This is a genomic window from Corynebacterium sp. HMSC034A01, from assembly GCF_001838175.1.
Classification (GTDB): Bacteria; Actinomycetota; Actinomycetes; order Mycobacteriales; family Mycobacteriaceae; genus Corynebacterium.
Genome location: NZ_KV835946.1, coordinates 1 through 24,733, shown reverse-complemented (window position 1 = coordinate 24,733; position 24,733 = coordinate 1). Strand labels below are relative to the sequence as shown.

At 67.4% G+C, this 24,733-nt stretch carries 24 protein-coding genes, 1 tRNA gene and 1 other RNA gene; 18 read left to right on the top strand and 8 right to left on the bottom strand.

From position 1 onward, the window contains the following. Positions 1-364 precede the first annotated feature (364 nt). Positions 365-3,160 carry a pyruvate dehydrogenase (acetyl-transferring), homodimeric type gene (aceE, locus tag HMPREF2791_RS04040; RefSeq protein ID WP_070844493.1) on the bottom strand — a complete coding sequence of 932 codons (2,796 nt, stop codon included), beginning with the start codon at positions 3,158-3,160 and terminating at the stop codon, positions 365-367. Between the two features lie 198 nt (positions 3,161-3,358). On the opposite strand from aceE, the gene HMPREF2791_RS04035 reads away from it, so the two are divergent. Both HMPREF2791_RS04035 and HMPREF2791_RS04030 read left to right on the top strand, forming a co-directional pair. Beyond that, positions 3,359-3,769: a DUF3052 domain-containing protein gene (locus HMPREF2791_RS04035; RefSeq protein ID WP_070844492.1), complete on the top strand. Its 411-nt coding sequence runs from the start codon at positions 3,359-3,361 to the stop codon at positions 3,767-3,769. Between the two features lie 80 nt (positions 3,770-3,849). Beyond that, positions 3,850-3,925 (top strand) — tRNA-Val (locus tag HMPREF2791_RS04030). 350 nt (positions 3,926-4,275) lie between these two features. Here HMPREF2791_RS04030 and HMPREF2791_RS04025 read toward each other — a convergent pair. Genes HMPREF2791_RS04025 through HMPREF2791_RS04010 form a run of 4 tightly spaced genes read right to left on the bottom strand, consistent with a single transcriptional unit; the run spans position 4,276 to position 6,759 of the window. Further along, the gene (locus tag HMPREF2791_RS04025) at positions 4,276-4,707 is read right to left on the bottom strand and encodes a hypothetical protein (protein WP_070844491.1); all 432 of its coding nucleotides are present in this window, start codon (positions 4,705-4,707) and stop codon (positions 4,276-4,278) included. 26 nt (positions 4,708-4,733) lie between these two features. Further along, positions 4,734-5,654: an SURF1 family cytochrome oxidase biogenesis protein gene (locus HMPREF2791_RS04020; protein ID WP_246825412.1), complete on the bottom strand. Its 921-nt coding sequence runs from the start codon at positions 5,652-5,654 to the stop codon at positions 4,734-4,736. Positions 5,655-5,660: 6 nt separating this feature from the next. After that, on the bottom strand, positions 5,661-6,137 hold the full coding sequence (locus HMPREF2791_RS04015) for a low molecular weight protein-tyrosine-phosphatase (RefSeq protein WP_070844489.1): 477 nt from the start codon (positions 6,135-6,137) through the stop codon (positions 5,661-5,663). Next, positions 6,127-6,759 (bottom strand): HAD-IA family hydrolase, encoded by a 633-nt coding sequence (locus HMPREF2791_RS04010; RefSeq protein ID WP_070844488.1) that lies wholly within the window; start codon positions 6,757-6,759, stop codon positions 6,127-6,129. The genes HMPREF2791_RS04015 and HMPREF2791_RS04010 overlap by 11 nt, the downstream gene beginning before the upstream one ends. A 36-nt stretch (positions 6,760-6,795) precedes the next feature. On the opposite strand from HMPREF2791_RS04010, the gene HMPREF2791_RS04005 reads away from it, so the two are divergent. From HMPREF2791_RS04005 to HMPREF2791_RS03985, 5 genes are all read left to right on the top strand, one after another. Next, the gene (locus tag HMPREF2791_RS04005) at positions 6,796-7,929 is read left to right on the top strand and encodes a Nif3-like dinuclear metal center hexameric protein (RefSeq protein ID WP_070844487.1); all 1,134 of its coding nucleotides are present in this window, start codon (positions 6,796-6,798) and stop codon (positions 7,927-7,929) included. A gap of 9 nt (positions 7,930-7,938) precedes the next feature. Then, positions 7,939-8,619 (top strand): zinc ribbon domain-containing protein, encoded by a 681-nt coding sequence (locus HMPREF2791_RS04000; protein ID WP_070844486.1) that lies wholly within the window; start codon positions 7,939-7,941, stop codon positions 8,617-8,619. A 3-nt stretch (positions 8,620-8,622) separates the two neighbouring features. After that, complete coding sequence (locus HMPREF2791_RS03995) at positions 8,623-9,765, top strand: bifunctional RNase H/acid phosphatase (protein ID WP_070844485.1); 1,143 nt, start codon at positions 8,623-8,625, stop codon at positions 9,763-9,765. Positions 9,766-9,949: 184 nt separating this feature from the next. Beyond that, positions 9,950-10,340, top strand: an RNA gene (rnpB, locus tag HMPREF2791_RS03990) — RNase P RNA component class A. Positions 10,341-10,365: 25 nt separating this feature from the next. Further along, positions 10,366-11,751 (top strand): RNB domain-containing ribonuclease, encoded by a 1,386-nt coding sequence (locus HMPREF2791_RS03985; RefSeq protein ID WP_070844484.1) that lies wholly within the window; start codon positions 10,366-10,368, stop codon positions 11,749-11,751. A gap of 13 nt (positions 11,752-11,764) precedes the next feature. Here HMPREF2791_RS03985 and HMPREF2791_RS03980 read toward each other — a convergent pair whose 3' ends face one another. Next, complete coding sequence (locus tag HMPREF2791_RS03980; RefSeq protein WP_070473577.1) at positions 11,765-12,925, bottom strand: galactokinase family protein; 1,161 nt, start codon at positions 12,923-12,925, stop codon at positions 11,765-11,767. 84 nt (positions 12,926-13,009) lie between these two features. Between HMPREF2791_RS03980 and HMPREF2791_RS03975 the strand changes: the two genes are divergently transcribed. Further along, a complete protein-coding gene (locus tag HMPREF2791_RS03975) occupies positions 13,010-13,216 on the top strand; it encodes a hypothetical protein (protein WP_070473579.1) in 207 nt (68 codons plus the stop codon). Here the strand turns inward: HMPREF2791_RS03975 and HMPREF2791_RS03970 are convergent, their stop codons facing one another. Then, complete coding sequence (locus HMPREF2791_RS03970; RefSeq protein WP_070844483.1) at positions 13,217-14,791, bottom strand: CYTH and CHAD domain-containing protein; 1,575 nt, start codon at positions 14,789-14,791, stop codon at positions 13,217-13,219. 81 nt (positions 14,792-14,872) lie between these two features. On the opposite strand from HMPREF2791_RS03970, the gene glnA reads away from it, so the two are divergent. The 8 genes from glnA (at position 14,873) to HMPREF2791_RS03935 (ending at position 22,838) form a co-directional block, all read left to right on the top strand. After that, positions 14,873-16,207 carry a type I glutamate--ammonia ligase gene (gene glnA / locus HMPREF2791_RS03965; protein ID WP_070473582.1) on the top strand — a complete coding sequence of 445 codons (1,335 nt, stop codon included), beginning with the start codon at positions 14,873-14,875 and terminating at the stop codon, positions 16,205-16,207. Beyond that, positions 16,204-19,218 (top strand): bifunctional [glutamine synthetase] adenylyltransferase/[glutamine synthetase]-adenylyl-L-tyrosine phosphorylase, encoded by a 3,015-nt coding sequence (locus tag HMPREF2791_RS03960; protein WP_246825411.1) that lies wholly within the window; start codon positions 16,204-16,206, stop codon positions 19,216-19,218. The genes glnA and HMPREF2791_RS03960 overlap by 4 nt, the downstream gene beginning before the upstream one ends. 43 nt (positions 19,219-19,261) lie before the next feature. Then, positions 19,262-19,531 (top strand): hypothetical protein, encoded by a 270-nt coding sequence (locus HMPREF2791_RS03955; RefSeq protein WP_070844509.1) that lies wholly within the window; start codon positions 19,262-19,264, stop codon positions 19,529-19,531. 40 nt (positions 19,532-19,571) lie between these two features. Then, on the top strand, positions 19,572-19,808 hold the full coding sequence (locus HMPREF2791_RS03950; RefSeq protein WP_070844482.1) for a type II toxin-antitoxin system RelB family antitoxin: 237 nt from the start codon (positions 19,572-19,574) through the stop codon (positions 19,806-19,808). After that, positions 19,786-20,058, top strand: coding sequence for a type II toxin-antitoxin system RelE family toxin (locus HMPREF2791_RS03945; RefSeq protein WP_070844481.1), 273 nt, complete (start codon positions 19,786-19,788; stop codon positions 20,056-20,058). Before HMPREF2791_RS03950 ends, HMPREF2791_RS03945 begins: the two co-directional genes overlap by 23 nt. 72 nt (positions 20,059-20,130) lie before the next feature. Next, a complete protein-coding gene (thrC, locus tag HMPREF2791_RS03940; RefSeq protein WP_070844480.1) occupies positions 20,131-21,582 on the top strand; it encodes a threonine synthase in 1,452 nt (483 codons plus the stop codon). 37 nt (positions 21,583-21,619) lie between these two features. Continuing rightward, positions 21,620-21,757, top strand: coding sequence for a hypothetical protein (locus HMPREF2791_RS12005; protein WP_168160590.1), 138 nt, complete (start codon positions 21,620-21,622; stop codon positions 21,755-21,757). Continuing rightward, complete coding sequence (locus HMPREF2791_RS03935) at positions 21,741-22,838, top strand: S1 family peptidase (RefSeq protein ID WP_246815193.1); 1,098 nt, start codon at positions 21,741-21,743, stop codon at positions 22,836-22,838. Before HMPREF2791_RS12005 ends, HMPREF2791_RS03935 begins: the two co-directional genes overlap by 17 nt. Here the strand turns inward: HMPREF2791_RS03935 and HMPREF2791_RS03930 are convergent. Continuing rightward, positions 22,819-23,553, bottom strand: coding sequence for a hypothetical protein (locus HMPREF2791_RS03930; RefSeq protein WP_070844479.1), 735 nt, complete (start codon positions 23,551-23,553; stop codon positions 22,819-22,821). The two genes, HMPREF2791_RS03935 and HMPREF2791_RS03930, sit on opposite strands and share 20 nt — an antisense overlap. A 27-nt stretch (positions 23,554-23,580) precedes the next feature. Here HMPREF2791_RS03930 and HMPREF2791_RS03925 point away from each other — a divergent pair, with 27 nt between their 5' ends. After that, a complete protein-coding gene (locus HMPREF2791_RS03925) occupies positions 23,581-24,105 on the top strand; it encodes an NUDIX hydrolase (protein ID WP_070844478.1) in 525 nt (174 codons plus the stop codon). Next, positions 24,102-24,656 (top strand): glycoside hydrolase family 25 protein, encoded by a 555-nt coding sequence (locus tag HMPREF2791_RS03920; protein WP_070844476.1) that lies wholly within the window; start codon positions 24,102-24,104, stop codon positions 24,654-24,656. Before HMPREF2791_RS03925 ends, HMPREF2791_RS03920 begins: the two co-directional genes overlap by 4 nt. Positions 24,657-24,733: the final 77 nt, after the last annotated feature.

Genomic DNA, 24,733 nt, shown 5'->3' with positions numbered 1-24,733 from the left:
CCGAGAATTTGTTCACTCGGCTGCTGCTAGCAGGTGAACAAACCCCTCGTTTGAGCGGTGGTTTGTTCACTTTGCCCAGGTCGGATGTTCGAAAGGGGTGGGTTGATTCATCGCGTAGTGAACAAATCCAGGCGTGCCGGTAGACGAGGACGCGCGATCCAGACACTTCGCGGCGAAATCTGTCAGTCGGACCCCATCGGCCCAGGTGAGTGCAAAAGGCCGCCGTAATCTGTCAGGGAAACCCCGCACGAAACCCCCAACCCCGCCCCACCCCCCAAAAAAGGCACACGAAAAGGGGCGTTCCGCAACCGGGAACGCCCCTTCGTCGCTAGGCGCTAAGCCCTAAGCCCAGAGCCCCAAAGAACTACTCCGCGGCGTTCTCCGGGCCGACGTCCTCGCCCGCGTCGTCCTGGGTCGCGGCTGTCGGGTCGTCGATCTTCAGGTCCTTGGCGGCCTGAGCAGCCACGGAGCGGTCGATCTTGCCCTCGTTGGCCAGGCCCATGAGGGCGGCGACGGCCATGGACTCGGCGTCGATGTTGAAGTAGCGGCGGGCGGCTTCGCGGGTGTCGGCGAAGCCGAAGCCGTCGGCGCCGAGCACGATGTACTGGCCCGGGACGTAGGCGCGGATCTGCTCCTGCAGGTCGGAAGCGAAGTCCGAGGTCGCGATGTAGGGCCCGGAGGTCTGCTTCAGCTGCTTGGTGGCGAAGGCTTCTTCGACCTCTTCGCCCGGGTTGCGCAGCTGCTCGGCGGCCTTGGCCTGGCCCTCGCGGGCGAGCTCGGTCCAGGAGGTCACGGAGTAGATCGCGGCGCCGACGTTGTACTTCTCCTGCAGGATTTCCTGGGCGCGCAGCGCCTGCTGCATGCCCACGCCGGAGGCGAGGAGGGAGACCTTGTTGTCCAGGTCCTTGCCTTCGTCGTAAAGGTAGATGCCCTTGTGCAGGCCCTCCACGTCCAGGTTTTCCGGGCGTGCCGGCTGGTGGTGGGGCTGGTTGTAGACGGTGATGTAGTACATCACGTTCTCGTCCTTGCCCTCGCCCTGGCCGTACATGCGCTCGATGCCCTTGGAAATCAGGTACGGCATCTCGTAGGCGAACGCCGGGTCGTATGGGATGACGGCCGGGTTGGTGGACGCCAGGATCGGGGAGTGGCCGTCCATGTGCTGCAGGCCCTCACCGAACAGGGTGGTGCGGCCGGCGGTGGCGCCGATGATGAAGCCGCGGCCCATCTGGTCGCCGGCGGCCCAGAAGTTGTCGCCGGTGCGCTGGAAGCCGAACATCGAGTAGAAGATGTACATCGGGATCATCGGCTCGCCGTGGGTGGCGTAGGACGTCGCCGCGGCGATGAAGGAGGCGGAAGAGCCGTCCTCGTTGATGCCCTCGTGCAGGATCTGGCCGTCGGTGGCTTCCTTGTAGGACAGCTGCAGGTCGTGGTCCACCGGCACGTAGTTCTGGCCGTTCGGGTTGTAGATGCCCAGGGTGGGGAACCAGGAGTCCAGGCCGAAGGTGCGGGCCTCGTCCGGGATGATCGGCACGATGCGCTTGCCCAGCTCCTTGTCGCGCATGAGCGCCTTGAAGGTGCGCACGAGCGCCATGGTGGAGGCGACTTCCTGCTTGCCAGAGTCCTTGAATAGCGCCTTGAAGGTCTTCTCAAACTCGGGCAGCTCGACCGGGGAGTAGTTTTCGCGACGCTCCGGCAGGTAGCCGCCGAGTTCCTCGCGGCGGGCCTTGAGGTACTTGATCTCCTCGGCGTCTTCGCCCGGGTGGTAGTACGGCGGCATGTACGGATCCTTCTCCAGCTCTTCGTCGGAGATCGGGATCTGCTGCTTGTCGCGGAAGAGCTTGAGGTCCTCCAGTGCCAGCTTCTTCATCTGGTGGGTGGCGTTGCGGCCCTCGAAGTTGTGGCCGAGGCCGTAGCCCTTGACGGTGTGGGCGAGGATGACGGTCGGCTTGCCCTTGGTTTCCAGGGCGCGCTTGTAGGCGGCGTAGACCTTGCGGTAGTCGTGGCCGCCGCGGCGCAGGTTCCAGATTTCCTCGTCGGTCATGTCCTCGACGAGTTTCTTGGTGCGCTCGTCGCGGCCGAAGAAGTGTTCGCGGACGTAGGCACCGTCGTTGGCCTTGAAGGTCTGGTAGTCGCCGTCCTTGGTGGTGTTCATGATGTGGACGAGCGCGCCGTCCTCATCCTTCTCCAGCAGCTCGTCCCACTCGCGGCCCCACACGACCTTGATCACGTTCCAGCCGGCGCCGACGAAGAAGCTCTCCAGCTCCTGGACGATTTGGCCGTTACCGCGCACCGGGCCGTCGAGACGCTGCAGGTTGCAGTTGATCACGAAGGTGAGGTTGTCCAGGCCGTACAGGGAAGCCATCTGGATCAGGCCGCGGGATTCCGGCTCGTCCATTTCGCCGTCGCCGAGGAATGCCCAGACGTGCTGCTGGTCGGTGTCCTTGATGCCGCGGTCCTGCAGGTACTTGTTAAAGCGTGCCTGGTAGATGGCGTTCATCGGGCCCAGGCCCATGGACACGGTGGGGAACTCCCAGAACTTAGGCATGCCGTGCGGGTGCGGGTAGGACGGCAGGCCGCCCTGCTCGCGGGAGTGCTCCTGGCGGAAGCCGTCCATGTCGTCTTCGCTCAGGCGGCCTTCCATGAAGGCGCGGGCGTACATGCCCGGGGAGGCGTGGCCCTGGAAGAAGACCTGGTCGCCGCCCTGCGGCGCGTCCTTGCCCTTGAAGAAGTGGTTGAAGCCGACCTCGTACAGCGCCGCTGCGGATGCGTAGGTGGAGATGTGGCCACCGACGGCGATGCCGGGGCGCTGCGCGCGGTGCACCATCACTGCGGCGTTCCAGCGCATCCAGCGGCGGTAGCGCTTCTCAATCTGCTCGTCGCCCGGGAATTCCGGCTCGAGCTTGGTGGGGATGGTGTTGACCAGGTCGGTCGAGGACAGCGCCGGCAGCGGCACACGCTTCGCGTTTGCGCGCTCGATCAGGCGCAGCATGAGGTAGCGGGCGCGCTCCGGGTCGGATTCCTCGAGCAGCCCGTCGAGGGAGTCCATCCATTCCTGGGTTTCCTCGGGGTCCGCGTCGTGCAGGTAGGACGCTACGCCTTCGCGCAGCGAGAGAATGTTGGTGTCAACCTCGGACGCGGTCTTCGCGCGAGCGTCTTCCATTTTGGTCTCTTTCTGGGCCACTTCAACCTCCTGGCTTCAGTCGGGCAATACGCCCCCAAGGATACGTGCTCGCGCGCGTGCATTCTTACAGCGGGTGGTCTTTGGTGAGACTAATCACGGGTTTGCCAGCATTCTTTGCTTCTCGACGTTAAGCTATCGCCCAAACCACATCTTGATAAAAACGGAGGACATGGAGATTTGAGTGCCACAGGAGTGGACACCTACGCAGCCCGCCTGGGGGTAAAACCGGGTGATGTTGTGCAGGAGATCGGCTGGGACGAGGACGCGGATTCCGCCATCTCGGAAGCCATCGAGGATGCGATCGGGGCCGAGCTTCTCGACGAAGACGTGGACGAACCCTGCGACACCATCCTCCTCTGGTTCCGCGACGGCGACGGCGACCTCGTCGATGATCTCGTCGACGTCTCCCGCGGCCTCGGCCCCGGCGGCCGCATCTGGCTGATGACCCCCGGCGCCGGCTCCTCCTCTGCCGGGGTGGTCCCGCCCAGCGAGATCGCCGAATCCGCCCAGCTCGCCGGCTTCACCCAGACGAAGGCGGACCGCTTCGGTGCCTGGCAGGGCTCCTGCCTCACGCCCCGCAGCCGCTAGCCCGGTTTTCGCTGGGTTTTCGCAGCTCCCGCCCCGGTTTTTCGTTCCGTGCGCGGGCTCTGCTACTCTGCTTCCTACGCGCGCCGTTAGCTCAGCTGGAAGAGCAACTGGTTTACACCCAGTAGGTCGGCGGTTCGAGCCCGTCATGGCGCACCACACTAGGACCCCGTCCCGGATCCCCGGGACGGGGTCTTTCCCGTTGTCGCGTGGGGTTCTCGCCCCATCCCGACCGAGGATGCTTACCCCAGGACGCTTACCCGGCCCAGATGCTTACCCCAGGATGCTTACTTCTCGAGTGCGGTGGCGGGCGCGGCCGGGGGTTCGTCGAGAAGTAAGCGTTTAGGAGTAAGCATCTAGCCTGGGGCGGGGCTTTGGCGACCGCAGACCCTGGGAAAGGGCCGACCGCCCACAGACCCTGGGATCCAGACCCTGGCATCGGTCGATTTTTGCGCGATCCCAGGCTTTGGATCCCAGGGTCTGCAGGCAGGGGCGCGGGCAGCGCGGGGCTACAGCGCGCGGGACTCGATGGCGGCGAGGATGGCTAGCTCGAAGCAGGGGGAGGGGCCGTCGAAGGGCACGTCGGCGACGTCCCACTCGGAAAACTGCACCCGGGCGGAGCCGGCTGCGGAGCCTTTGGCGTCGGGGACGACGGCGAGGCGCCAAAGCTCGACGCCGGCGGCGGTGCAGGTGCGGGCAGCGCGGGTTTCCAGGGAGCCGGGGCGGGCGAGGGCGAACAGGGGATCCCCGTCGGCGGCGGACAACTGTGCTACCTGCGCCAACACCGCGAACGGGCGGGTGGGGAACACAACCGGGTGGTCGGCGACGGCGTCGTCGATGTCGTCAACCTCGACGTCATCCGCGAGAACAACACCCGCGGACTCGAGGGTGAACAGGGCGGAGTGGAGCTGATCGGCGGTCGAATTCACGGCGGTAGACATCCGTCCCCTTCAACGATCAAGGAAAGCTAACGTTCTTCTTCCTTATCGTAGGCCTTGGCCCACGGGTTGGCGCGGGAGGAACCGTAGCGCTGCCGAGACCGGGCAGCGGGGGTCGCAGCGGCAGCGGGAGCGGGGTTGGGGCTGCCGGCGGCGGGGGTGTCGTCGAGAAGCAATTGCTCCTGCTCGGCCTCAAAGCGGCGCCGCTCGCGGGAGTCGGAGTAGAGGAAGTAGATCAGGCCGGCGGGGGCGGCGAGGCCGAACAGGATCCACTGCAGCCCGTAGGAGAGGTGGTTGCCTGTCTCCAGCTGCGGCAGCGGGATCGGGTCGAGCACGCCCGCTTCACCGCCGAGGAGCTGCAGGTACGGCGAGACCACATCGGTGCCGGTCAGCGAGCCGACCTGGGCGGGGCTGATGGAGTAGACCATGTCGTAGCCCTGCTCGTGCATGGGCGGGTTGGGGTGCTCGCCTTCGTCGGCGCGCAGTAGGCCGGTGAGGGTGACCTCGTCGGTCGGCGCCGGCTCCACGGCGGGCACCTGGGTGGAGTTTTCGGCTTTGACCCAGCCGCGGTGGACGACGATTACGCGGCCGTCGTCAAGCACAAACGGGGTGAGGACCTGGAACGAAGGTGTGCCGTCTACAGGCCGCAGGCGCAGCAGCACGTCCTGGCCGGTGTAGCGGCCGGTGGCCACCACGCGGGACCACTCGGCATCGGCACCGAGGGAGCCGTCGGCACCCACCCGCGAGGACAACGGCTCCGGGTCGTGCTCGAAGGCGGCGGAGATGTGCTCGTTGCGCTCGACAAGCGCCTCGTTTTTGCCTAGCTGCCACGGCGCCAGGAACGTAAACGCGTAGTAGGAGAACACCCCGATAAGTAGCGCGGCGATGACCCAGCCGGGGGTAAGCATCTGCCGCCACCACGGCTTCGACGTCTGTTTCTTGGCGCTCACGCCGGGTCAGTCTAGTCGCTTCCGCACCCAGGCAATAATGCCGTCAGCTGCGGACTCGATCTGCTCGCGCACGACGGTGAAGCCGTGCGGCCCGCCGTAGTAGGGGTCGGCAACGCCCGCGCCTTCCTCAGCAGCGGGGTCGAACGAACGGATGAGGCGCACCTTGTCCTCGTCCACGCCGCGCGCGACCAGCTCGGAGACGTGGTTCGTGTCCAGCGCGACGATCAGGTCGGCCTGCTCCTGCGCAAACCCGAACTGTTGCGCGCGGTGCGCCTCGCCGTCGTAGCCGTGGGCGGCAAGCTCGGCGCGCGCCCGCTCGTCGGCTTTCTGCCCGACGTGCCAGCCGCCAATGCCTGACGACGTCACCGTGACCGCGTCCCCCAACCCAGCCTGCGCCAATTTCTCGCGCAGGATCACCTCCGCCATGGGCGAGCGGCAGATGTTGCCGGTGCAGACGAAGTCGATGTGCAATTTAGAACTCACGGATGATCCTTTCTAGCTCGTCGGCGTCGCGCGCCACGTAGTCCGCTAAATCCCATTCCTCAGAGGCGCCGTAGCCCCAGGTCATGGCCACGCTCGGGATGCCAAACTCTTTCGCGCCCTCGAAGTCGTGCAGCCGGTCGCCGACCATCAGCGGCCGCTCGGGCGCAACATTGTCCAGCACGTGCCGGATCACGTCCACCTTCTTCGCGCGCGCCCCGTCGTTCGACGCCGCGCCGAGGAAGTCGATGTGCTCCAAAAATCCCGCGCGCTCAAGCGCGGCGCGGGCGAAGCGTTCGCTTTTCGACGTCGCCGTGCACACGCGGTAGCCCTCCCCGGCGAGACGCGCCACGAGATCATCCATGCCGTCGAAGACCTCGAAGCGCTGCCAGCCCTCGCCGGACATGTAGTCGGAGTAGGCGCGCATGGCCTGTTCGACCTGCGCGGCGGTCATGCCGAGTGAGCGCATCGTCTCTGGCATCGGCGGGCCCGGGATGCGGCGGATAAATTCCTCGTCGGGCACCTCCCACCCCACGGCCTCCAGGCCGACCAGGAAGCCGTGGCGGATGCCGGGGAAAGAATCGATCAGCGTGCCGTCGACGTCGAAAAGCAAAGTGGCGTTCACACATACCCACTGTTCCAAATTTGTAGGCTGGCTGCCATGACAGACGTAACAGTGCAGAAAGTTGTGGACGTGCTCGAGGCGGCCTACCCGCCCGCGCTGGCCGAGAGCTGGGACCAGGTGGGCCTGATCTGCGGCGACCCGGACGCGAAGGTGAGCAAGGTGGCCTTCGCGCTCGACTGCACCCAGGAGGTGGCCGAGCGCGCCGTCGCCGCCGGTGCCCAGCTGCTGGTCGTGCACCACCCGCTGCTGCTGCGCGGCGTGCACTCGGTGGCGGCGAACACGCCGAAGGGCAAGGTGATCCACACCCTGCTCGCCGGCGGCTGCGCGCTGTTCGCCGCGCACACCAACGCGGATTCGGCCCGCCCGGGTGTGTCGGACAAGCTGGCGGAGCTGGTCGGCATCACGCCCGGCCGTCCGATCAAGCCGGTGCTTCTGAGCGCCACCGACCGCTGGGGCGTGCACGTCCCGCCGGCAGCCGCCGCGGAGCTGAAGCGCGCACTGTTCGACGCCGGCGCCGGCGCGATCGGGGACTACCGCGAGTGCGCCTTCTCCGTCGAAGGCACCGGCGAGTTCACCCCGGTCGAGGGCGCGAACCCCACCGACGGAGCCGTGGGCACGCACTACACGGGCGACGAGATCCGTATCGAGTTTGTGGCCAGGGCGAGGGACCGCCGGAGGATCGTCGAGAAGCTGCGCGAAGCGCACCCCTACGAAGAACCCGCCTTCGACGTGGTGCAGATGGCCGACACCCAGGACCTAGAGAAAGCGACCGGCCTGGGGCGAATCGGCGAACTTCCCGAACCGATGACGCTGCGCGAATTCACCCAGCAGGTGGCCAACGCGCTGCCGGAAACCGCGTGGGGCGTGCGCGCCGCGGGCGATCCGGACCAGATCGTGCAGAAGGTCGCGGTCTCCTCCGGCTCCGGCGACAGCTTCCTGGGCGATGTGGCAAAGCTCGGCGTGGACGTCTACGTCACCTCCGACCTGCGCCACCACCCCGTGGACGAGCACCTGCGCGCCGGCGGGCCCGCCGTGATCGACACCGCCCACTGGGCCAGCGAGTTTCCCTGGACCGAGCAGGCGGAGAGTATCGTGGCTCCGTTAAGCGTGGACACCGAGATCCTGCACATCCGCACGGACCCGTGGACCATCTCCGCGCACCCCGAGTAAGGAGAAACGATGCACCTTTCCAAAGACCTGCAGCCCGTCCTCCTGCAGCTCGCGCAGGCAGACGCCGCGTCCTCGCAGCCGCGCGTGCGCCCCGAGGAGCAGGAGCTTCAGAAGCTTATCGACGAGCGCAAGCGCCTCACCGACGCCTCCGCCGCAGCCCAACTCGCAGTCGACGACATGGAGCTGGAGATCCTGCGCATCCAGGAAGACGAGCGGAAGCTGAAGAAGCGCGAGCTGGACGACAAGCGCCAGCTGTCCGCCGAGACCGACCCGGAGCGCCGCAAGGACCTCGAGCACGACCGCTACGCCGCGAAGTCGCGCATCGCGGACCTGCTCTCCGAGCTGAAGGAGGCGCACAACGAGATCGCCGCGCTGCGCAACAACCGCGACGTCCACGCCGCCCGCGTCGACGAGGCCAACCGCAAGGTCGAGACCGCCCAGCGCGCCGTGGACGCCCTGCCGGAGGAAGATGTTGTGGATACCGATGCGCTGCGGGGGCAGCTGCCTGACGACGTGCTCCGCGCCTACGACGACATCGGTGCCGCCAAGTTCAACGGGCGAGCCTGCGGCGGCTGCTTTATCCAGCTGCCGCCGGCGGAGCGCGCCGAAGTGATGGCCGAGCCGGAAGACGAGCTGCCCACCTGCCCGAACTGCGGCACGCTCTTGGTGCGGGTTTCTCCGGTGGAGTAGCTGATGCAGGTTTCGATGTACTGCGACGGCGGCTCCCGCGGCAACCCGGGCGTGGCCGGTTCCGGCTCCGTGGTTTACGACGCTGACGGGGAGACGCTTGGCGAGATCGCCTACGTGGTGGGCAAGAAATCCTCCAACAACGTCGCCGAATACTACGGCCTGATCCGCGGCCTGGAGGCGTGCCGTGAGGTCGGGGCGACGGCGGTGGACGTGTTCATGGACTCCAAGCTGGTTGTCGAGCAGATGACCGGCCGCTGGAAAATCAAACACCCCGACATGCAGAAGCTGGCCCGTCAGGCGCGCGACCTCGCGTCGACATTTGAGAAGGTCACCTACACCTGGGTCCCGCGGGCGAAGAACAAGAAGGCCGACGAGCTTTCCAACGTGGCCATGGACGCCGCCGCCCGCGGCGATGCGCCCGGCATCGTCAAAGGCACTGGCGTGTGGGTGGGGGAGAAGCGGGGGGAACCGGAGGACGCGGAGAAGCAATCGCACCAGACCGCGAGCCCCGCACACTGGGCCGGCGCCGACGCGCCGCGCACCCGGTTCATCCTGCTGCGGCACGGGCAGACCCAGCACTCCGCCGAGCAGCGCTTTTCCGGCACGTCCGACCCGGAGCTGACCGACACCGGCCGCGACCAGGCGCGCCGGGCCGCCGACGCGCTGCGGAAATTCGGGCGCATCGACGCCGTCATCGCCTCGCCGCAGGCCCGCGCGCAGGGCACCGCCCGCATCGCCGCCGGCGCGCTCGGCCTCGACGTGGTGGTCGACGAGGGGCTGCGCGAGCTCGACTTCGGCGACTTCGAGGGGCTCACCCGCGACGAGGCCGTGTCGCGGGATTCGTCGGCGTTCGACGAATGGCAGTCCTCGCCGAACAACGCGCCCCCGGGCGGCGAATCGCTCACCGCGCTGCACCGCCGGGTCACGCGCACGCGGTCGACGCTGCAGGAACGCTACGAAGGGAAGACCGTGCTGGTGGTCACTCACATGACGCCGGTGAAGTCGTTTCTGCGCCAGGCCCTCGGCGCCGGTCCGGAGCTGTTCAAGCACCTGTTCTTGGACCTGGCTAGCATTTCGGTCGTGGACTACTACGGCGACTTCGGCGTGGTGCGCTGCGTCAACGACGTCGCCCACCACCGCGGGTAGCTAGATGCTTACCCCAGGATGCTTACCGGGGGAGGATGCTTACTCTTAAATGCTTACTTCTCGAGTGGCCGCGAGAAATGCCTGGCAACGCTCTCGAGGGATAAGCATCCTGGGGTAAGCATCCTCGAACGATGCCCAGCAGTTCCGTTCCAACCGGCAGAAAGCGTATGCTGTACCACGCGAATGAGCCGGCCGGGCGGCCGCGGCACCGCGAACCACCGTTGAACGGGAAGGCGCGGGTCGAGGAAAGTCCGGACTCCACAGGGCACGGTGGTTGCTAACAGCAACCCGGAGCGATCCGCGGGAAAGTGCAACAGAAAGTAGACCGCCTCGGCAACGAGGTCAGGGTGAAAGGGTGCGGTAAGAGCGCACCGGCATCTGCGGTGACGCAGGTGGCCAGGTAAACCCCACCGGGAGCAAGGCAAGAGCCCCCGTCGCAAGGCGGAGGTCGTCGGATGTAGGCTGCCCGCCCAGTCCGAAGGTAGCTGCTTGAGGCGCCCAGCAATGGGTGGTCCAGATGGATGGTCGCCGCCCCGTCAGGGGAACAGAATCCGGCTCATAGGCCGACTCATTCGCCCTTTCGTGGCACGATGGCTTCCTATGAAGCTCTACGCCGCGCCCCTGAACTTCCGCTCGATTGCGCGCGAATTCGACGTGCGCACAACATTTACGCAGGAGCTTCACACCGAAGCCGCCAAGCTTGAGGACCGCTTTTCGCAGTCGCGTATCGACGCCCGCTCCGTGCCCCTGGTCACCATCGATCCCGTCGGGTCGAAGGACCTGGACCAGGCAGTTCACATCGAGGCCCGCGACGGCGGCGGCTACGTGGTGCGCTACGCCATCGCGGATGTGGCGGCGTTCGTGGACCCGGACTCGGCGGTGGCGGCGGAGTCGCTGGAGCGCGGCCAGACTATCTACTTGCCGGACGAGCCGGCGCGTCTGCACCCGGAGGAGCTGTCCGAAGGCTCTGCCTCACTGCTTCCCGACGTAGACCGGCCGGCCGTGCTGTGGACGTTCGAACTGGACGAGCGCGGCGAGGTCGACTCCGCGCACGTGGAGCGCGCGCTGGTGCGCTCCGTGGCGCGGCTGGACTACGAGGGCGTGCACGAAGACATGCAGGCAGGGCAGGTGCACCCGTCGATTGCGCTGTTGGAGGAGGTGGGGCGGCTGCGGCAGCAGTCCTCGCTGCGCAGGCACGCGATCAATCTGCGTCTGCCGTCGGTGCGCGTGGTCGGCGACGGCGACACCTTCGAGCTGGTCATCGAGCCGCGCCACCCGATCATGGACTACAACTCCGAAATCTCGCTGCTCACCGGCATGGTGGCCGGGCGGATGATGGTCGACGCCGGGGTGGGCTTCCTGCGCACGTTGGGCCCGGCGGATGAGGGCGGCGAGGCGGAGTTCCGTCGAGAAGCACGCAACCTGGGCTACGAGGTCGCAGGTGACATCGGCGAGTTTTTGGCAGGTGCGGACGCCGACACCCCGCGCGGGATGGCGGTGATGCGCGAGGCGCAAAAACTGCTGCGCGGGTCCGGCTACGTGGACCTGTCCGAGAAGCAGGCCGAGGTGCACGCCGGTATCGGCGGGTACTACTCGCACGTCACCGCGCCTTTGCGGCGGCTGATCGACCGCTACGCCACCGAAGTCTGCCTCGCCATCTGCGCAGGTGAGGACGTGCCGGAGTGGGTGCAACGCGACGCCCCGCGGGTGATCAAGACCATGGGGCGGTCCTCCCAGCTCGCCAACACGGTGGAGAAGGCGTGCCTGCACTTAACCGAGGCGACGGTGCTCGAGCCGTGGGTGGGCCACAACTTCGACGGCGTGACGCTGAAGAGCGGGGAGGACGCGGCGCGCGTGTTCATCGTGGACCCGCCGGTGCTCGCGCCGTCCGCTGGCGCGCCCGAGGAAGGCGAGGAGACGAAGTTCTCCCTCGTGCGGGCGGACCCAGAGGCGCGCGAGGTCGGCTTCGCCTGGCCCGCGGACTAGGGGTGGTTGCGGCCTACCCCTCGAGGCGGGCGGGTTCGCCGGCGGTGACCTCCACCACCTCAAACTCGCGCGCCATCTCAGCCGCGAACGCGTCGGCCTCCTGCACCGGCACGAACGCGATCACGGCGTCGGAGGTGCCGATGGCGGCGGGACGGGCGGCGACGGCGCCGCGTTCGCGGGCCAGGGCGACCAGCGCGTCCGGGGAGGGCAGGTCGTGGGACTCAGAAGGCGAGTTGAGCAGGGTGAACAGTTCGTTGGCGCGGCGCGAGCGCAGGGCCTTCGCCGCGGCGAGGGAACGCAGCGTCTCCGATTCGCAGAACTGCACCCAGCGCCGCGCCGCCTCCGGCTCCGGCGCGGCCTCATCGCCGGCGGCGCGGCGTGCCTCGACCCATTGGACGGCGCGGCCGGGGGCGTCGGGAAGCTGGCGCAGCGAGGACACTCCGAAGTTGGAGCAGGCGGCGTCGATGAACGCGCGGCGCTCCGCGATCGCCTCGCGCGACTGCGTAAACGGCGCGCCGAGCTCCTTCGACACGGAGAACACGCGAACGCCGTGGCGCGAGGGGTGCGGCGCCTGGGTCAGTGAGCCGTCGGCGTAGTCCACCACCGACACCCCGTCGGCCCCGCGCAGCGCCACCGAGTGCCGGGCGCGCAGCACCGGCTGAGACGAGTATGTGGCCACGGCGTGCGAGCAGATCTCCGCGAGCCGGGCGCGGAACGGGGCGGTGTCCACGTCGTCGTGCGAACCTGCCAGCGCAAACGCGATCGCGGCGTCGGCGGCGTACAAAGCACCCAGGCCCGCGCCGACGGGCACGTCCGATTCCACGGTGATATCCATGCCGGCAGTGTCGCGGGAGAGTACCTGGCGCTGCACCAACGTGTGCACAAGGCCCCACCAGCGGAGGGCGAGGCCGTCGGCGGGTTGGTCGTCGTAAGGCAATTGCGCCGAAAACTCCTGGCCGAGTGGGCCGTTCGCCGCAATTGAGATCACGCCGTCGGACCGCGGGTGCACCGCCGCGGCCGCCCGCAGCGACGCGGTGCCGGCCAGGGTCACGCCGCCGAAGTGGTCGACGTTTTCGCCGATGAGCACCCACGTCCCAGGCGCGGATGCGACACGCCCAGACGCTGCGCTCACGCGCTCCACAGGGGAGACGGAGGGGGTTTCAAACAATGCCATGTCACGCTCCTTTTAACCGCCACCACACTACCAACCGCCCCGGTACAGTCGGACGGGTAAACAAAACCCGAAAGGAACGAAACAATGGCAGACGAGCAGTTCTACTACAACCCGTCCACCGGCGAGGTCACCCAGGGCAAGGAAGCCGCCTGGGATAACCGCATGGGCCCCTACGCCACCCGCGAGGAGGCCGAGTCCGCGCTGCAGATCGCCGCGCAGCGCAACAAGCGCGCCGACAACCAGGACGAGGCGGACGACAACTGGGGCGAGGCCCCGTCCTGGGAGAAGTAGTTACGGCTTGATCTTCTTAAACGCCTTGCGCACCTCGCGCACGGTCTTGTCGTAACCGCTCAAGGCTTGCTCCCCGCGGTCGAGTTCGCGCTGGTAGAGCATGCCGTAGGCAAAGGTGTCCTCGCCGCGTTCGCGGGCCTCCTCGGCAAGCCGCTGGATGCGGTCGCGCGAGGTCACGGCGTCCTGGAAGTCGCCCAGCTTGGACTGCAGCGCCTTGCACGCCTTGGCTAGCCGCCCCGCCTTCAAACCCGCGTCGGCCGCGGCGTTGGCGGAATACCGCAGCTTCTTTGCGGCCTTGCGCACGTCGTGGACGTAGTCTTCGCGCTCGTGTAGCGGCAGGTCGGTGTCGTGGTAGTGCTCGTCGACTTTGTCGTGGCGCTTTTTCAGCTTCTTGTAGCCGCGCTTGAGGTGGTCGTAGAGGACTTCCTTGGACTCCGCCGGGGGTTCTTCAGAGGCCTCTTGCTTTGCGACGGGCGGCTCAGCCAACAACCCGTCAATCGCGTCCAGCAGTGCCATGAAGCGCTCCGAGTCGAGCATGGCCACGATCTCGGCGTGGGCTTCGTTGTAGTCGCGGCGCATGTCGCCGGCGATGTGCGCGCGGGCGGCGTCGTCAACCAGCCCGGACTCGTCCGAATCCAGCAGCTCCAGGAAACGCTCTTCCACCACCTCAGCGTCGCGGGCCACGCCCAGCACGCTGGCGGCGTGCTTGAGCTCGTCTTCAAGCGCGCCGAGCTCATCGCCCTCGAGGATGCCCTCGAACGTCTCCAGCAAGGAGCGCATCTCGCGGGTGGCGACGCGCAGCTGGTGCACAGAGTCGTACTCGTCGGCGCGCACGCGCGGCTCCCAGGCGACGATGGCGTCGCGCTGCTTGCGCAGGGAGTCCACCACGGCGGCGGCCGGGGAGTCCGCCTCCAGCTCCGCCTGCATGTGCGGCGGCAGGGGAGCGGTCTTGGCCGAATCGCCCAGCGCGGTGGCCAGCTTCGACGGCGAGGAGGACTTGCGCGCGCCCGCCGAGATCAAAAAGCTGGTGCCCTGGTTGATCAGCGTCTCGCCTTCTTCGGTGCCGGCGAGCGCCTCGGACAGCTCGAGCTCCCACTCGCGCCAGTTGGTGCGCTCCCCGCCGGGAAGCAGCGACCAGGCTGTGACGTGGTCGTCGCAAAACTCAGCGACCTCGCCGTCGGCACCGGAAAGCAAAATCTCCACTCGGCGGTTGTCCACCTGCGCCACCGGCGCCAGCTCCTCCGTGCGCACGATCGAGCGCACCTGGGCGATAAGTTCCTCGGGCACGGCCGAAGGGTCGTCGAGAGGCATCCGCACCTCGTTGCGCCCGCCCTCCTTGGGCAGCTTGAGGTGCCAGCCGTCATCCGCACCGCCGGTACGGCGGCGCAGCGTGATCTTGGAACGCGTCAGGCGCAGATCCTTGGTGTCGTAGTACACGGCGGAGAGGTTGTGCTCGCGCATGCTGGCGATTTCCTCCACGCCGGGCAGTTGCGTCAGGTCCGGCATGCCGGTGCCCTCGTCCACCGCGAGTTTGATTTCCACCTCGAGGAACTGCTCGGGTGCCTGTGCAGCCATGATCGTTGTCCTCCTTCAATGGTTTGTCACCCCAAGCTTAGCCTGCTTTTCGACGCCCAAAGGTCGCTACAGTTGTGGACCATGAGCGCCCAAACCGACAACGTGCTGCGAATGGTGGAGCAGCAGGACATCGCCTTTATCCGCCTCTGGTTCACCGACATCTTCGGCTCCCTGAAAACCGTGATGATGTCGCCGGCGGAGCTGGAAAGCGCCTTCGAGGAGGGCGTGGGCTTCGACGGCTCCTCAATCGAGGGGTTTAGCCGCGTCTCCGAGTCCGACACACTGCTGCGCCCCGACCCGTCGACGTACCAGCCGCTGCCCTTCGACGAGGAGGCGGGCCTGCAAACCGCGCGCATGTTCTGCGACATCACCATGCCCGACGGCGACCCGCTCTATGCTGACCCGCGCCAGGTGCTGCGCCGCCAGATCACCAACGCCCGCGACATGGGCTTCGAGTTTCTGGCCAGCCCCGAAATCGAGTTCTACGTGGTCAAACCCGGCCAGGGCGATCAGCCGCCCACACCGGCGGACAAGGGCGGCTACTTCGACCAGGCCAAGCGCAACGAGGCGCCGAAGCTGCGCCGCATGGCCGTCTCCGCCTTGGAGTACATGGGCATTGTCACCGAGTTTTCCCACCACGAGGGCTCGCCGGGCCAGCAGGAGATCGACTTGCGCCACACCGACGCGCTGACCATGGCCGACAATATTGTCACGTTCCGCTACATCGTGAAGACGGTCGCGGAGATGAACGGCGTGCACGCAACGTTCATGCCCAAGCCTTTCAAAGACCTCGAGGGCTCGGCGATGCACACGCACTTCTCTCTGTTCGAAGGCGACACCAACGCCTTCCACGACCCGGACGACGAAATCAGCTTGTCCAAAACCGGCCGCCAGTTCATCGCCGGCATCATCGAGCACGCGGGCGAGATCTCCGCGGTGACCAACCAGTGGGTCAACTCGTACAAGCGCCTGCAGTTCGGCTCCGAGGCGCCCACCGCCGCCACCTGGGGCATCTCCAACCGCTCGGCCATGGTGCGCGTACCCACCTACCGCCTGCACAAGGCGGATTCGCGCCGGGCGGAGGTGCGCTCCCTGGATTCCGCCTGCAACCCCTACCTGGCGTTCGCCGCGGTGCTCGCCGCAGGCCTGAAGGGCATCGAGGAGGGCTACGAGCTGGACGAGCCCGCCCGCGACGACGTCTTTGCCCTGACCCGCCGCGAGCGCCGCGCGATGGGGTACCGCGACCTGCCCAACTCGCTGGACCAGGCGTTGCGCCAGATGGAGCGTTCCGAGTTCATGGCCGAGGTCTTAGGCGAGCAGGTCTTCGAGTTCTTCCTGCGCGCCAAGTGGGCCGAGTGGCACGACTACACCGCCCAGATCACCCCCTGGGAGATCGATACGGGGATCGACCTGTGATTTCACCCGCCAAGCTCGGACTGACCAGCCCGCGCGCCGCCGAGGACATCGAGGAACTTTCGCTTATCGACGAAGCTTCGCTCTACACCCTCGCCGGCGCAAGCGACCCGGACCTGGCCCTCAACAACGCCCACCGGCTCTTCGACGCGCTTGGTAGTGGATGGGCGGAGCTGCTTGAAGCGCTGCGCGACTTTCCGGTGTTCCGCACCCGGTTCTTCGCCCTGCTGGGCGGCTCCACCGCGCTGTCGGACCACCTGATCGCGCACCCGCAGCAGTGGCGGCTGCTGCTCGAGGACCTGCCCGATCAGGCCGATCTTTACCGCACCATGCTCGCCGCCGTGGGGGTCGACGCTGACGGGCCGGGGTTGTATAAGGCGGGGGAGGGCGAAGTTGGCGCGGCTAAGCAAAAGCTCCGCTCCACCCACCGCGACCTGGTGATGCGCATCGCCGCCGCCGACCTCGCCGGCACGTTTGCCGCGGTCAAGGGCCACGGCGAGGGCGAATCCATGAGCTACAGCTACACCACCGAGCGACTCACGTGGCTCGCGGACGCCGCGCTCACCGCCGCGCTCGCGGTGGCGGTGCGCGACGTCTACGGCGATGAGGAAGCGGACGCCGAGCTCGCCGTGATCGCCATGGGCAAGTGCGGCGCCGGCGAGCTGAACTACATCTCCGACGTGGACGTCGTGTTCGTGGCCGAGCCCGCCTCGCCGAAGATCACGCGCGTGGCCGCGGAGATGATGCGCATCGGCTCCGCCTGCTTCTTCGACGTGGACGCGAACCTGCGGCCGGAAGGGGCCTCGGGCGCGCTGGTTCGCACCCTGGAATCGCACCAAGCCTACTACCGGAAATGGGCTGAGACCTGGGAGTTCCAGGCGCTGCTGAAGGCGCGGCCGCAGACCGGTTCCATGGACTTGGGGCGGGCCTATTCCGAGGCGATCGCGCCGCTGGTGTGGGAGGCCTCCCAGCGCGACAGCTTTGTCGAGGACGTCCAAGCTATGCGCCGGCGCGTGCTGGAGAACGTGCCGGCGGACGTGCGGCGCCGCGAGCTGAAACTCGGCCCCGGCGGGCTTCGCGACGTCGAGTTCGCCGTGCAGCTGCTGCAACTCGTGCACGGGCGCATCGACGACACGCTGCGCGCCCGCAACACCCTCGAGGCACTCGCTGCCCTGGCCAAGGCCGGTTACGTCGGGCGCGAAGACGCGCGCGTGCTCACCGAGGCCTACGAGTTCCTGCGCCTGCTCGAGCACCGCCTGCAGCTGCAGCGCTTCAAGCGCACCCACCAGCTGCCCGAGCCGGACGACGAGAAACGCAACCGCTGGCTCGCCCGCGCCGCAGGCTTCACTGCGAACCACCGCGGCTCCGCCCCCGACGCGATGTACCGCGAGCTCAAGCGCGTGCGCCGCGACGTTTCCGACCTGCACGAGCGCCTGTTCTACCGCCCGCTGCTGGGTGCTGTGGCGGACATGACTGTCGGCGAGGCCACCCTGTCCGCGGACGCGGTGAAGGCCCAGCTCGCCGCGCTTGGCTACCGGCACCCGGCGCGCGCCTTCGACCATCTCTCCGCGCTGGTCAAGGGCACCTCGCGCAAGGCCAAGCTGCAGGCGATCCTGCTGCCGTCGCTGATGCACTGGCTCGCGGATACCGCGGACCCCGGCCAGGGGCTTTTGAATTACCGCAAGCTTTCCGACGCCGCCGTCGACCGCAGCTGGTTCCTCCGCATGCTGCGCGACGAGGGCGTGGCGTCGCAACGCCTCATGCACATCCTGGGCACTTCGCCGTACGCCTCCGACCTCATCATCTCCGCGCCAGATGTGGTCAAACTGCTCGGCGACGGCTCCAACGGGCCCCGGCTCCTCGACGCCGCCCCCGACCAAGTCCACAAAGCCATCATCGCCTCCGCCAAGCGCCACCAGGCGGACCCCGACAAGGCCGTCGCCGTGGCGCGCTCCCTGCGCCGCGCGGAACTCGCGCGCATCGCGTCCGCCGACCTGCTCGGCTTCATGGAGCCGCGCCAGGTCTGCCTCGAGCTGACCTACGTGTGGGAGGCTGTGCTCGAGGCCGCGCTTCGCGCCGAGGTGCACGCGGATCTCGCAAGCTCGCCTCACGACGAACCTCCGGCCCGCATCGCCGTCATCGGCATGGGCCGCCTCGGCGGCGCCGAACTCGGCTACGGCTCGGATGCCGACGTGATGATCGTCGCCGAGCCGAGCGATGAGGCCGACGAAGCAGGCGCTGTTGCTTGGGCGGCGAAGATCGTCGACCAGATGCGCGCCCGCCTGTCCAAACCCTCCGGCGACCCGCCGCTTGAGGTGGACCTGGGCCTGCGCCCCGAGGGACGCTCCGGCCCGGTGGTGCGCACCATCGCCAGCTACGAGCGCTACTACCGCGAGTGGGGCGAGGTCTGGGAGCGCCAGGCGCTGCTGCGCGCGGCCGTCGTCGCCGGCGACCGCGGCGTGGGCGACGCATTCCTGGAGGCCATCGACGCCTTCCGCTACCCGGCCGGCGGGGCTAAGCCTTCCGACATCCGCGAGATCCGCCGCATCAAGGCCCGCGTCGACAACGAGCGCCTGCCCCGCGGCGCCGACCGCGCCACCCACACCAAGCTCGGCCGCGGCGCGCTCGCCGACGTGGAGTGGACCGTGCAGCTTTTGACCATGCAGCACGCCCACACCCACGAGGAGCTGCGCACCCCCTCCACCCTGGACGCGCTGGACTTCCTCGCCGAGCTCGACGACCCGTCCGTCATCCGCGGCTCGCACGCCGAAGTGCTGCGCACCGCGTGGCTCACCGCCACCCGCGCCCGCAACGCCATCGTGCTGGTCGCCGGCAAGCGCACCGACCAGCTGCCCGCGCCGGGCCCACAGCTCGCCCAGGTGGCGGGCTCCGCCAGCTACGACCCCGACGACCAGCAGGAATTCCTGGAGGACTACCTGCGCATCACCCGCCACGCCCACAAGGTGGTGGAGGAGGCGTTCTGGGGCGAGGTGCCGTCGCTCGAGTTCGACTAGGGCGGGAGGCGGAGTGGCGTCGATAGGCAATATGCTCGAACCCATGGCAGTGAACATGACCATCGACCTGAACAACGCCACCTTCGCAGACCTGGTTGCGCTGGTGGACGCCGCGCGCGTCGCCGGCGTTGACCCCAAGACCGGGCTGGAGCTCGACGGCGAGACGCTGAGCATCACCGTCGAACCGACCACCCGCACGCCCGCGCGCGAGCACGCGCCCGAGAAGGAGCGCACCGTGCCCCCGCTCGGCGATGCCGCGATTCGCTCGGTGGTGGATATTTTGACCGGGCGACAGGAACCGCCCCGCCGGTAGGGGCTTCCGCTGCTGGTCAATCGAGTGTAAGAATATTCACATGAGCGGATCAGTAATCAGTCTTCGCGTTGATGAAGACCAGAAGAGGCGGTTGGATGCGCTTGCCCGGCGCACGGGCCGCCCAGCCTCTTATTACGTGCACGAAGCGCTGAGTGCGCACCTCGCGGAGCTGGAGTACGTCGACGAGCTTGAAACGGAAGCCGATGCGATTCGACGTGGTGAGCTTCCAACCATCTCCCTCGAGGAGCTAGAGAATGAGCTCGGATTGGCGGATTGAGTTTTCGCCACGTGCAGCGAAATCGTTTCGCAAACTCGACCGAGGCGAGCAGAAGCGGATTCAAAATTTTCTCCACCGACTTCGAGCCACTTCCGACCCACGGGGAGGCGGCAAAGCTCTGGTGGGCACCAAACGGGGGCTGTGGCGCTGGCGGGTGGGGGACTACCGAATCATCGCAGACATCGTGGACGACAAAGTCCTGATTATGCTGATCGACATTGGCCACCGATCTTCCGTATACAAGCACTAGTCGCGAGCCGCGGCTGTAAGTAAATCCCCGGATCAGGCCGGGCAGAGGCACCCATGACGTAGACTGCGCGGGGTGGACTACATCTCAACTCGCGACGCATCGGCGCAGCCGCGCTCCTTCACAGACATCCTGCTCACAGGCCTAAGCCCCGACGGCGGCCTGTTCATGCCGGCGGTGTACCCGTCCATCACCCCGGAACTTCTGAGCGAGTGGCGCGAGCTTTTGCTTCACGACGGCTACGCAGCCCTCGCCGCCGAAGTACTGAAGCTCTACGTCGACGACATCCCCGAGGCGGACCTCGAGGCGATTGCGCGCCGGGCGTACCGCACGCCCGTCTTCGCCGACGAGGAGATCGTGCCGGTGACCCGCCTGAACGACCAGCTGCACATCGGCCACCTGTCTGAGGGGCCGACGGCGGCGTTCAAGGACATGGCGATGCAGCTGCTCGGCGAGCTGTTCGAGTACGAGCTGGCCCGCCGCGGCGAAGAGATCAACATTCTGGGGGCGACCTCGGGCGACACCGGATCGTCGGCCGAGTACGCGATGCGCGGGCGAGACAACATCCGCGTGTTCATGCTCACCCCGGCCGGGCGCATGACGCCGTTCCAGCAGGCGCAGATGTTCGGCCTGGATGATCCGAACATCTTCAACATCGCCTTAGACGGCGTGTTCGACGACTGCCAGGACGTGGTCAAGGCCGTCAGCGCGGACGCGGGGTTCAAATCGAAGTACTCCATCGGGGCGGTGAACTCCATCAATTTCGCGCGCCTGCTCGCGCAGGTGGTGTACTACGTCGCGACCTACCTGAAGGTCACCGAGACCAACGAGGAGAAGGTTTCCTTCTGCGTGCCCACCGGCAACTTCGGCAACGTGTGCGCGGGGCACATCGCGAAGCAGATGGGACTGCCCATCGACCGCCTAATCGTGGCCACCAACGAAAACGACGTGCTCCACGACTTCTTCGCGCGCGGCGAGTACCGCCCCCGCTCCGCTGCGGAGACCCACGCGACGTCATCGCCGTCCATGGACATCTCGAAGGCGTCCAACTTTGAGCGGATGCTTTTCGACGCCACGTTGCGCGACTCCGACCTCACCTCCGAGCTGTTCGCCAACAAGGTGAAAGACGGCGGCTTCGCTGCCACCGACCTGGGTGGGCCGGAGGTGATGGAGCGCATCCGCGGCGAGTTCGGCTTCGCCTCCGGCACCTCCACTCACGCCGACCGGGTGGCCACCATCAAGCGCGTGCGCGATAAGTTCGGTGTGCTGGTGGACCCGCACACCGCCGACGGGATCCACGTGGCCGAGCAGCTCGCGGGCGAGGTGGACACCCCGATCGTTGTGCTGGAGACGGCGTTGCCGGTGAAGTTCGCCGACACGATCGCCGAGGCCATCGGTGAGGCTCCCGAGGTGCCGGAGCGCTTCGCCGGCATCATGGACGCCGAGCGCCACGTCACCGACCTGCCCAACGACGCCGAGGCCGTCAAGGCGTTTATCGCCGAGGCGATCGAGGGCACTAACGTCTAGGGCACACCGTCGTCAATCCACAAAGGAGTGCGCGCACATGGCACAGGAGCAGTTCGCAGGCCCGGAGCACTACACCGACTTCGACCCGGAGAAGTTCATTCGGGACATGAAGATCATGGCCGAAGAAAAGGAGCAGGACGGCGACGAGGGCTCGGCGGTTGACGCCTCCGAGTAACCAGCCGAACCGGCCCAGCTCAGCGACGCGCTACCAGCCCGAGCAGGGCCCGCAGTGGCGCTTCCCGGACATGCCGGGCGAGCCCCCGTCGCAGTACCCGCAGCACCCGCTGAAGTTCCCGGACATGCCGGCGCAACAGCCCGGCTCCACGGCCCGCGCGCGCCGCAGCGGGCTGCAAACGGGCGGGTGGATCACCGTGATCGTCGCCACGGCGATGGTCGTGGGCATCGTGGTGTGGCTGGGCTTAAACGCGTCGAAGGTCCCCACCGGCACCGTGGAGGAGCGCGAGGCGCTGTCCGAGGTGCAAACGCCTGACGACGCCGCTCCCGCGCCGGCCAACGACAACAACGTGCTGGTGCCCGCGTTCGCCCCATGGGCGCCGGGCACGAAGATCCAGACCACGGACCACCGCCCGGCGCCCGGGGAGCACTTCACGGCGCAGTCGTGCACCGCGGCGTTCTCGTTCACCGGCAAGGACGGCCGTGCGTATGCGGTGACCGCCGGCCACTGCGGCCGCGAGGGCGACCTGGTGTGGCCCACCAACGCCTCCACGGCGTTCGACTACGCCTCCGAGGTCGGCCACTTCATCTTCTCCGGGCTGTACTCCCAGCACACCCCGGAGACGGAGGGCGCGGACGTCGGCATCATCGAGATCACGGATCCGGACCGGTTCATGGATGTGGTCGGTGCGCCGATTCCGACTGGGATCGGGGAGGGCCTTGGGCCCGTCGAGAAGCTATGCAAAACGGGTGCGACCACCGGCTACACCTGCGGCACCTTCGAGGCCACCGAGCGGGTGCAGATAGTCAACCTCGACCCCGGCGTGGAGGACGAAACCTTCGGCGACATCGCCGCCGTGTGCGCCGCCTCGGGCGACTCGGGCGGGCCAGTATTCGCGGACGTCAACGGCCGCGCCACCGTCATCGGCGTCGTCTCCGGCACCGAGGCCGGCCGTGCGGGGGAGGAGTGCTACGAGGGCATGGAGGACCCGCACCTGATGAGCTACTCCAACGTCAAGCAGGTCATGGCCGTGATCCGCCACGCTGTGCCGGACGCGGAATTCATTCCCCGGCGCTGGTGACCGGGTTGGCAAGCAGCGGCCAGCGCTTGAGGTGCTCGCCGGTTTCCTTGTCGTTGTCCACCACCACGACCTCGTCGTCGGTGTAGCCGTTGAACGTCACGCGGTCGATCTCGTCGGGGCGCTCCACCTCGAGCCAGCGCTCGGACAGTGCGTCGGCGTCGTCCACGTCCATCCAGTTCAGGGTGATTACGCGGAAGTGGTTGTGCGAGGCGTAATCAATAAACGACACGGAATCGGCGCCCTCAGCCACGCCGAAATCGATGTACTGGGCGAGGGTCTCCGGAGGAAGCGTCGAGAAGCAAAAGCCCCAGAAGTTAAAGCGCATCCCGCTTTTCGACGTCAACGTCACCGTATCCAAACAATTCTGCTCCAGCAGACGCGACAGGTGGCCCGCAATCTCGGTGGAGTCGTCGAGGGCTCCGACCACCACGTCGCCGCGCATCATCGCGCCCGTGTTCGTCTCGCCCACGCGCACATTCTCGATCAGGTGGGGGCGGATGCTCGCCGCGACGTTGCCCGGGTCCGCCGGCGCCGGGTTGAACGGACGCTCCGGCTGCGGCAGCTCCGCGTCCTCCGGGGTGCTCGCCGTGGTGCGGCTCGCCGCCATCGCCACCCCGAAAACCACCAGGATGACCAGCGCGCCGTACACCGCGACGAACAGGGGCGCGGGGACGCGTCTGACCCAGGGCTGCGTGTCGGAAACGGCGGTGCTCATAACTTCAGGGATTGTACACTTGCCACCATGCCTATCCCGGAGTTCATCGTGGAAACCCGCAAGAAGATCGGCACCGACCTGATGTGGGTGCCTGCCGTGTGCGCCGTCGTGCTTCGCGACGCCACCGTTGCATCGCCGTGGGCCGTCCCCGAAGTGCTGCTGGTGCGCCGCGCCGACAACAGTGAGTGGACGCCTGTGACCGGCATCGCGGACCCGGGCGAGGAGCCGCACGTCGCCGCCGTGAGGGAGGTGCTGGAGGAAACCGGCGTGCGGGTCACCGCCGCGGCGATTTTGGGTGTCGGCGCGCACGGGCCCGTCACCCACGCGAACGGGGACAAGGCCAGCTACATGACGGTGCAGTTGCGCTGCGAGCCGCTCGACCCCACCGTCGAACCCGTGGTCGGCGACGACGAGAACACCGAAGCCGGCTGGTTCCCCATCTCCCAGATGCCGGTGCGCGACCCGAAGTGGCGCCTGGCCATCGCAGACGCCGCCGCGCAGCGCCGCCACCCGGGCAGCTTCGCGCCGCGCATGGGGTTGACCAAGCGGTGAGGTTCGGCGTCGACGTCTCGGAGCACCAGGCCGGGCTCGACGTTTCCAGCTTCGACTTCGTCATCGCCCGCACCACCGACGGCACGTACCAGGACGCCGCGTTTTCGTCGTTCGCCCCGTTCGCGACCGCGGCGTACCACTTCCTGCGTGCCCCGTCCGAAGGGACCACCATTGCGGAGCAGGTTGAGGCTGCGCTTGAGGTTCTCGGTTGTTGCCGCCTGCCTTTGTGGCTCGACGTCGAGTCCCCGGCGGGACTTTCGCTTCTCGACGTCCGCTCCGCCCACCACACCTTCACCTCCGCAGGCGTCGAAGTCGCTGGGGTCTACACGAACGCCTGGTACTGGCGGCGGCACATGCTGCTCGCGGACGTGGCCGAGTTCGGCGGGCTGTGGTTGGCGCAGTGGGGATCGAACCCCGTGGTTGACGTTTCGTCGCCTTTGGACGTGGGGGAGTGGCCGCGCCCCGTCGGGTTTCCTTCGCCCACAGTCTGGCAGTTCACCTCGCGCGGCCGCGTCGACGGGATGGACGTAGATTTGAATTTGGCCCTGTGAACTGCGCTTTGTGAATTTCTCAGGTTAAATTATCCACAATTCGGGCAGGGTCTGGTGTTGGGGGTTGCGCTGGCTTA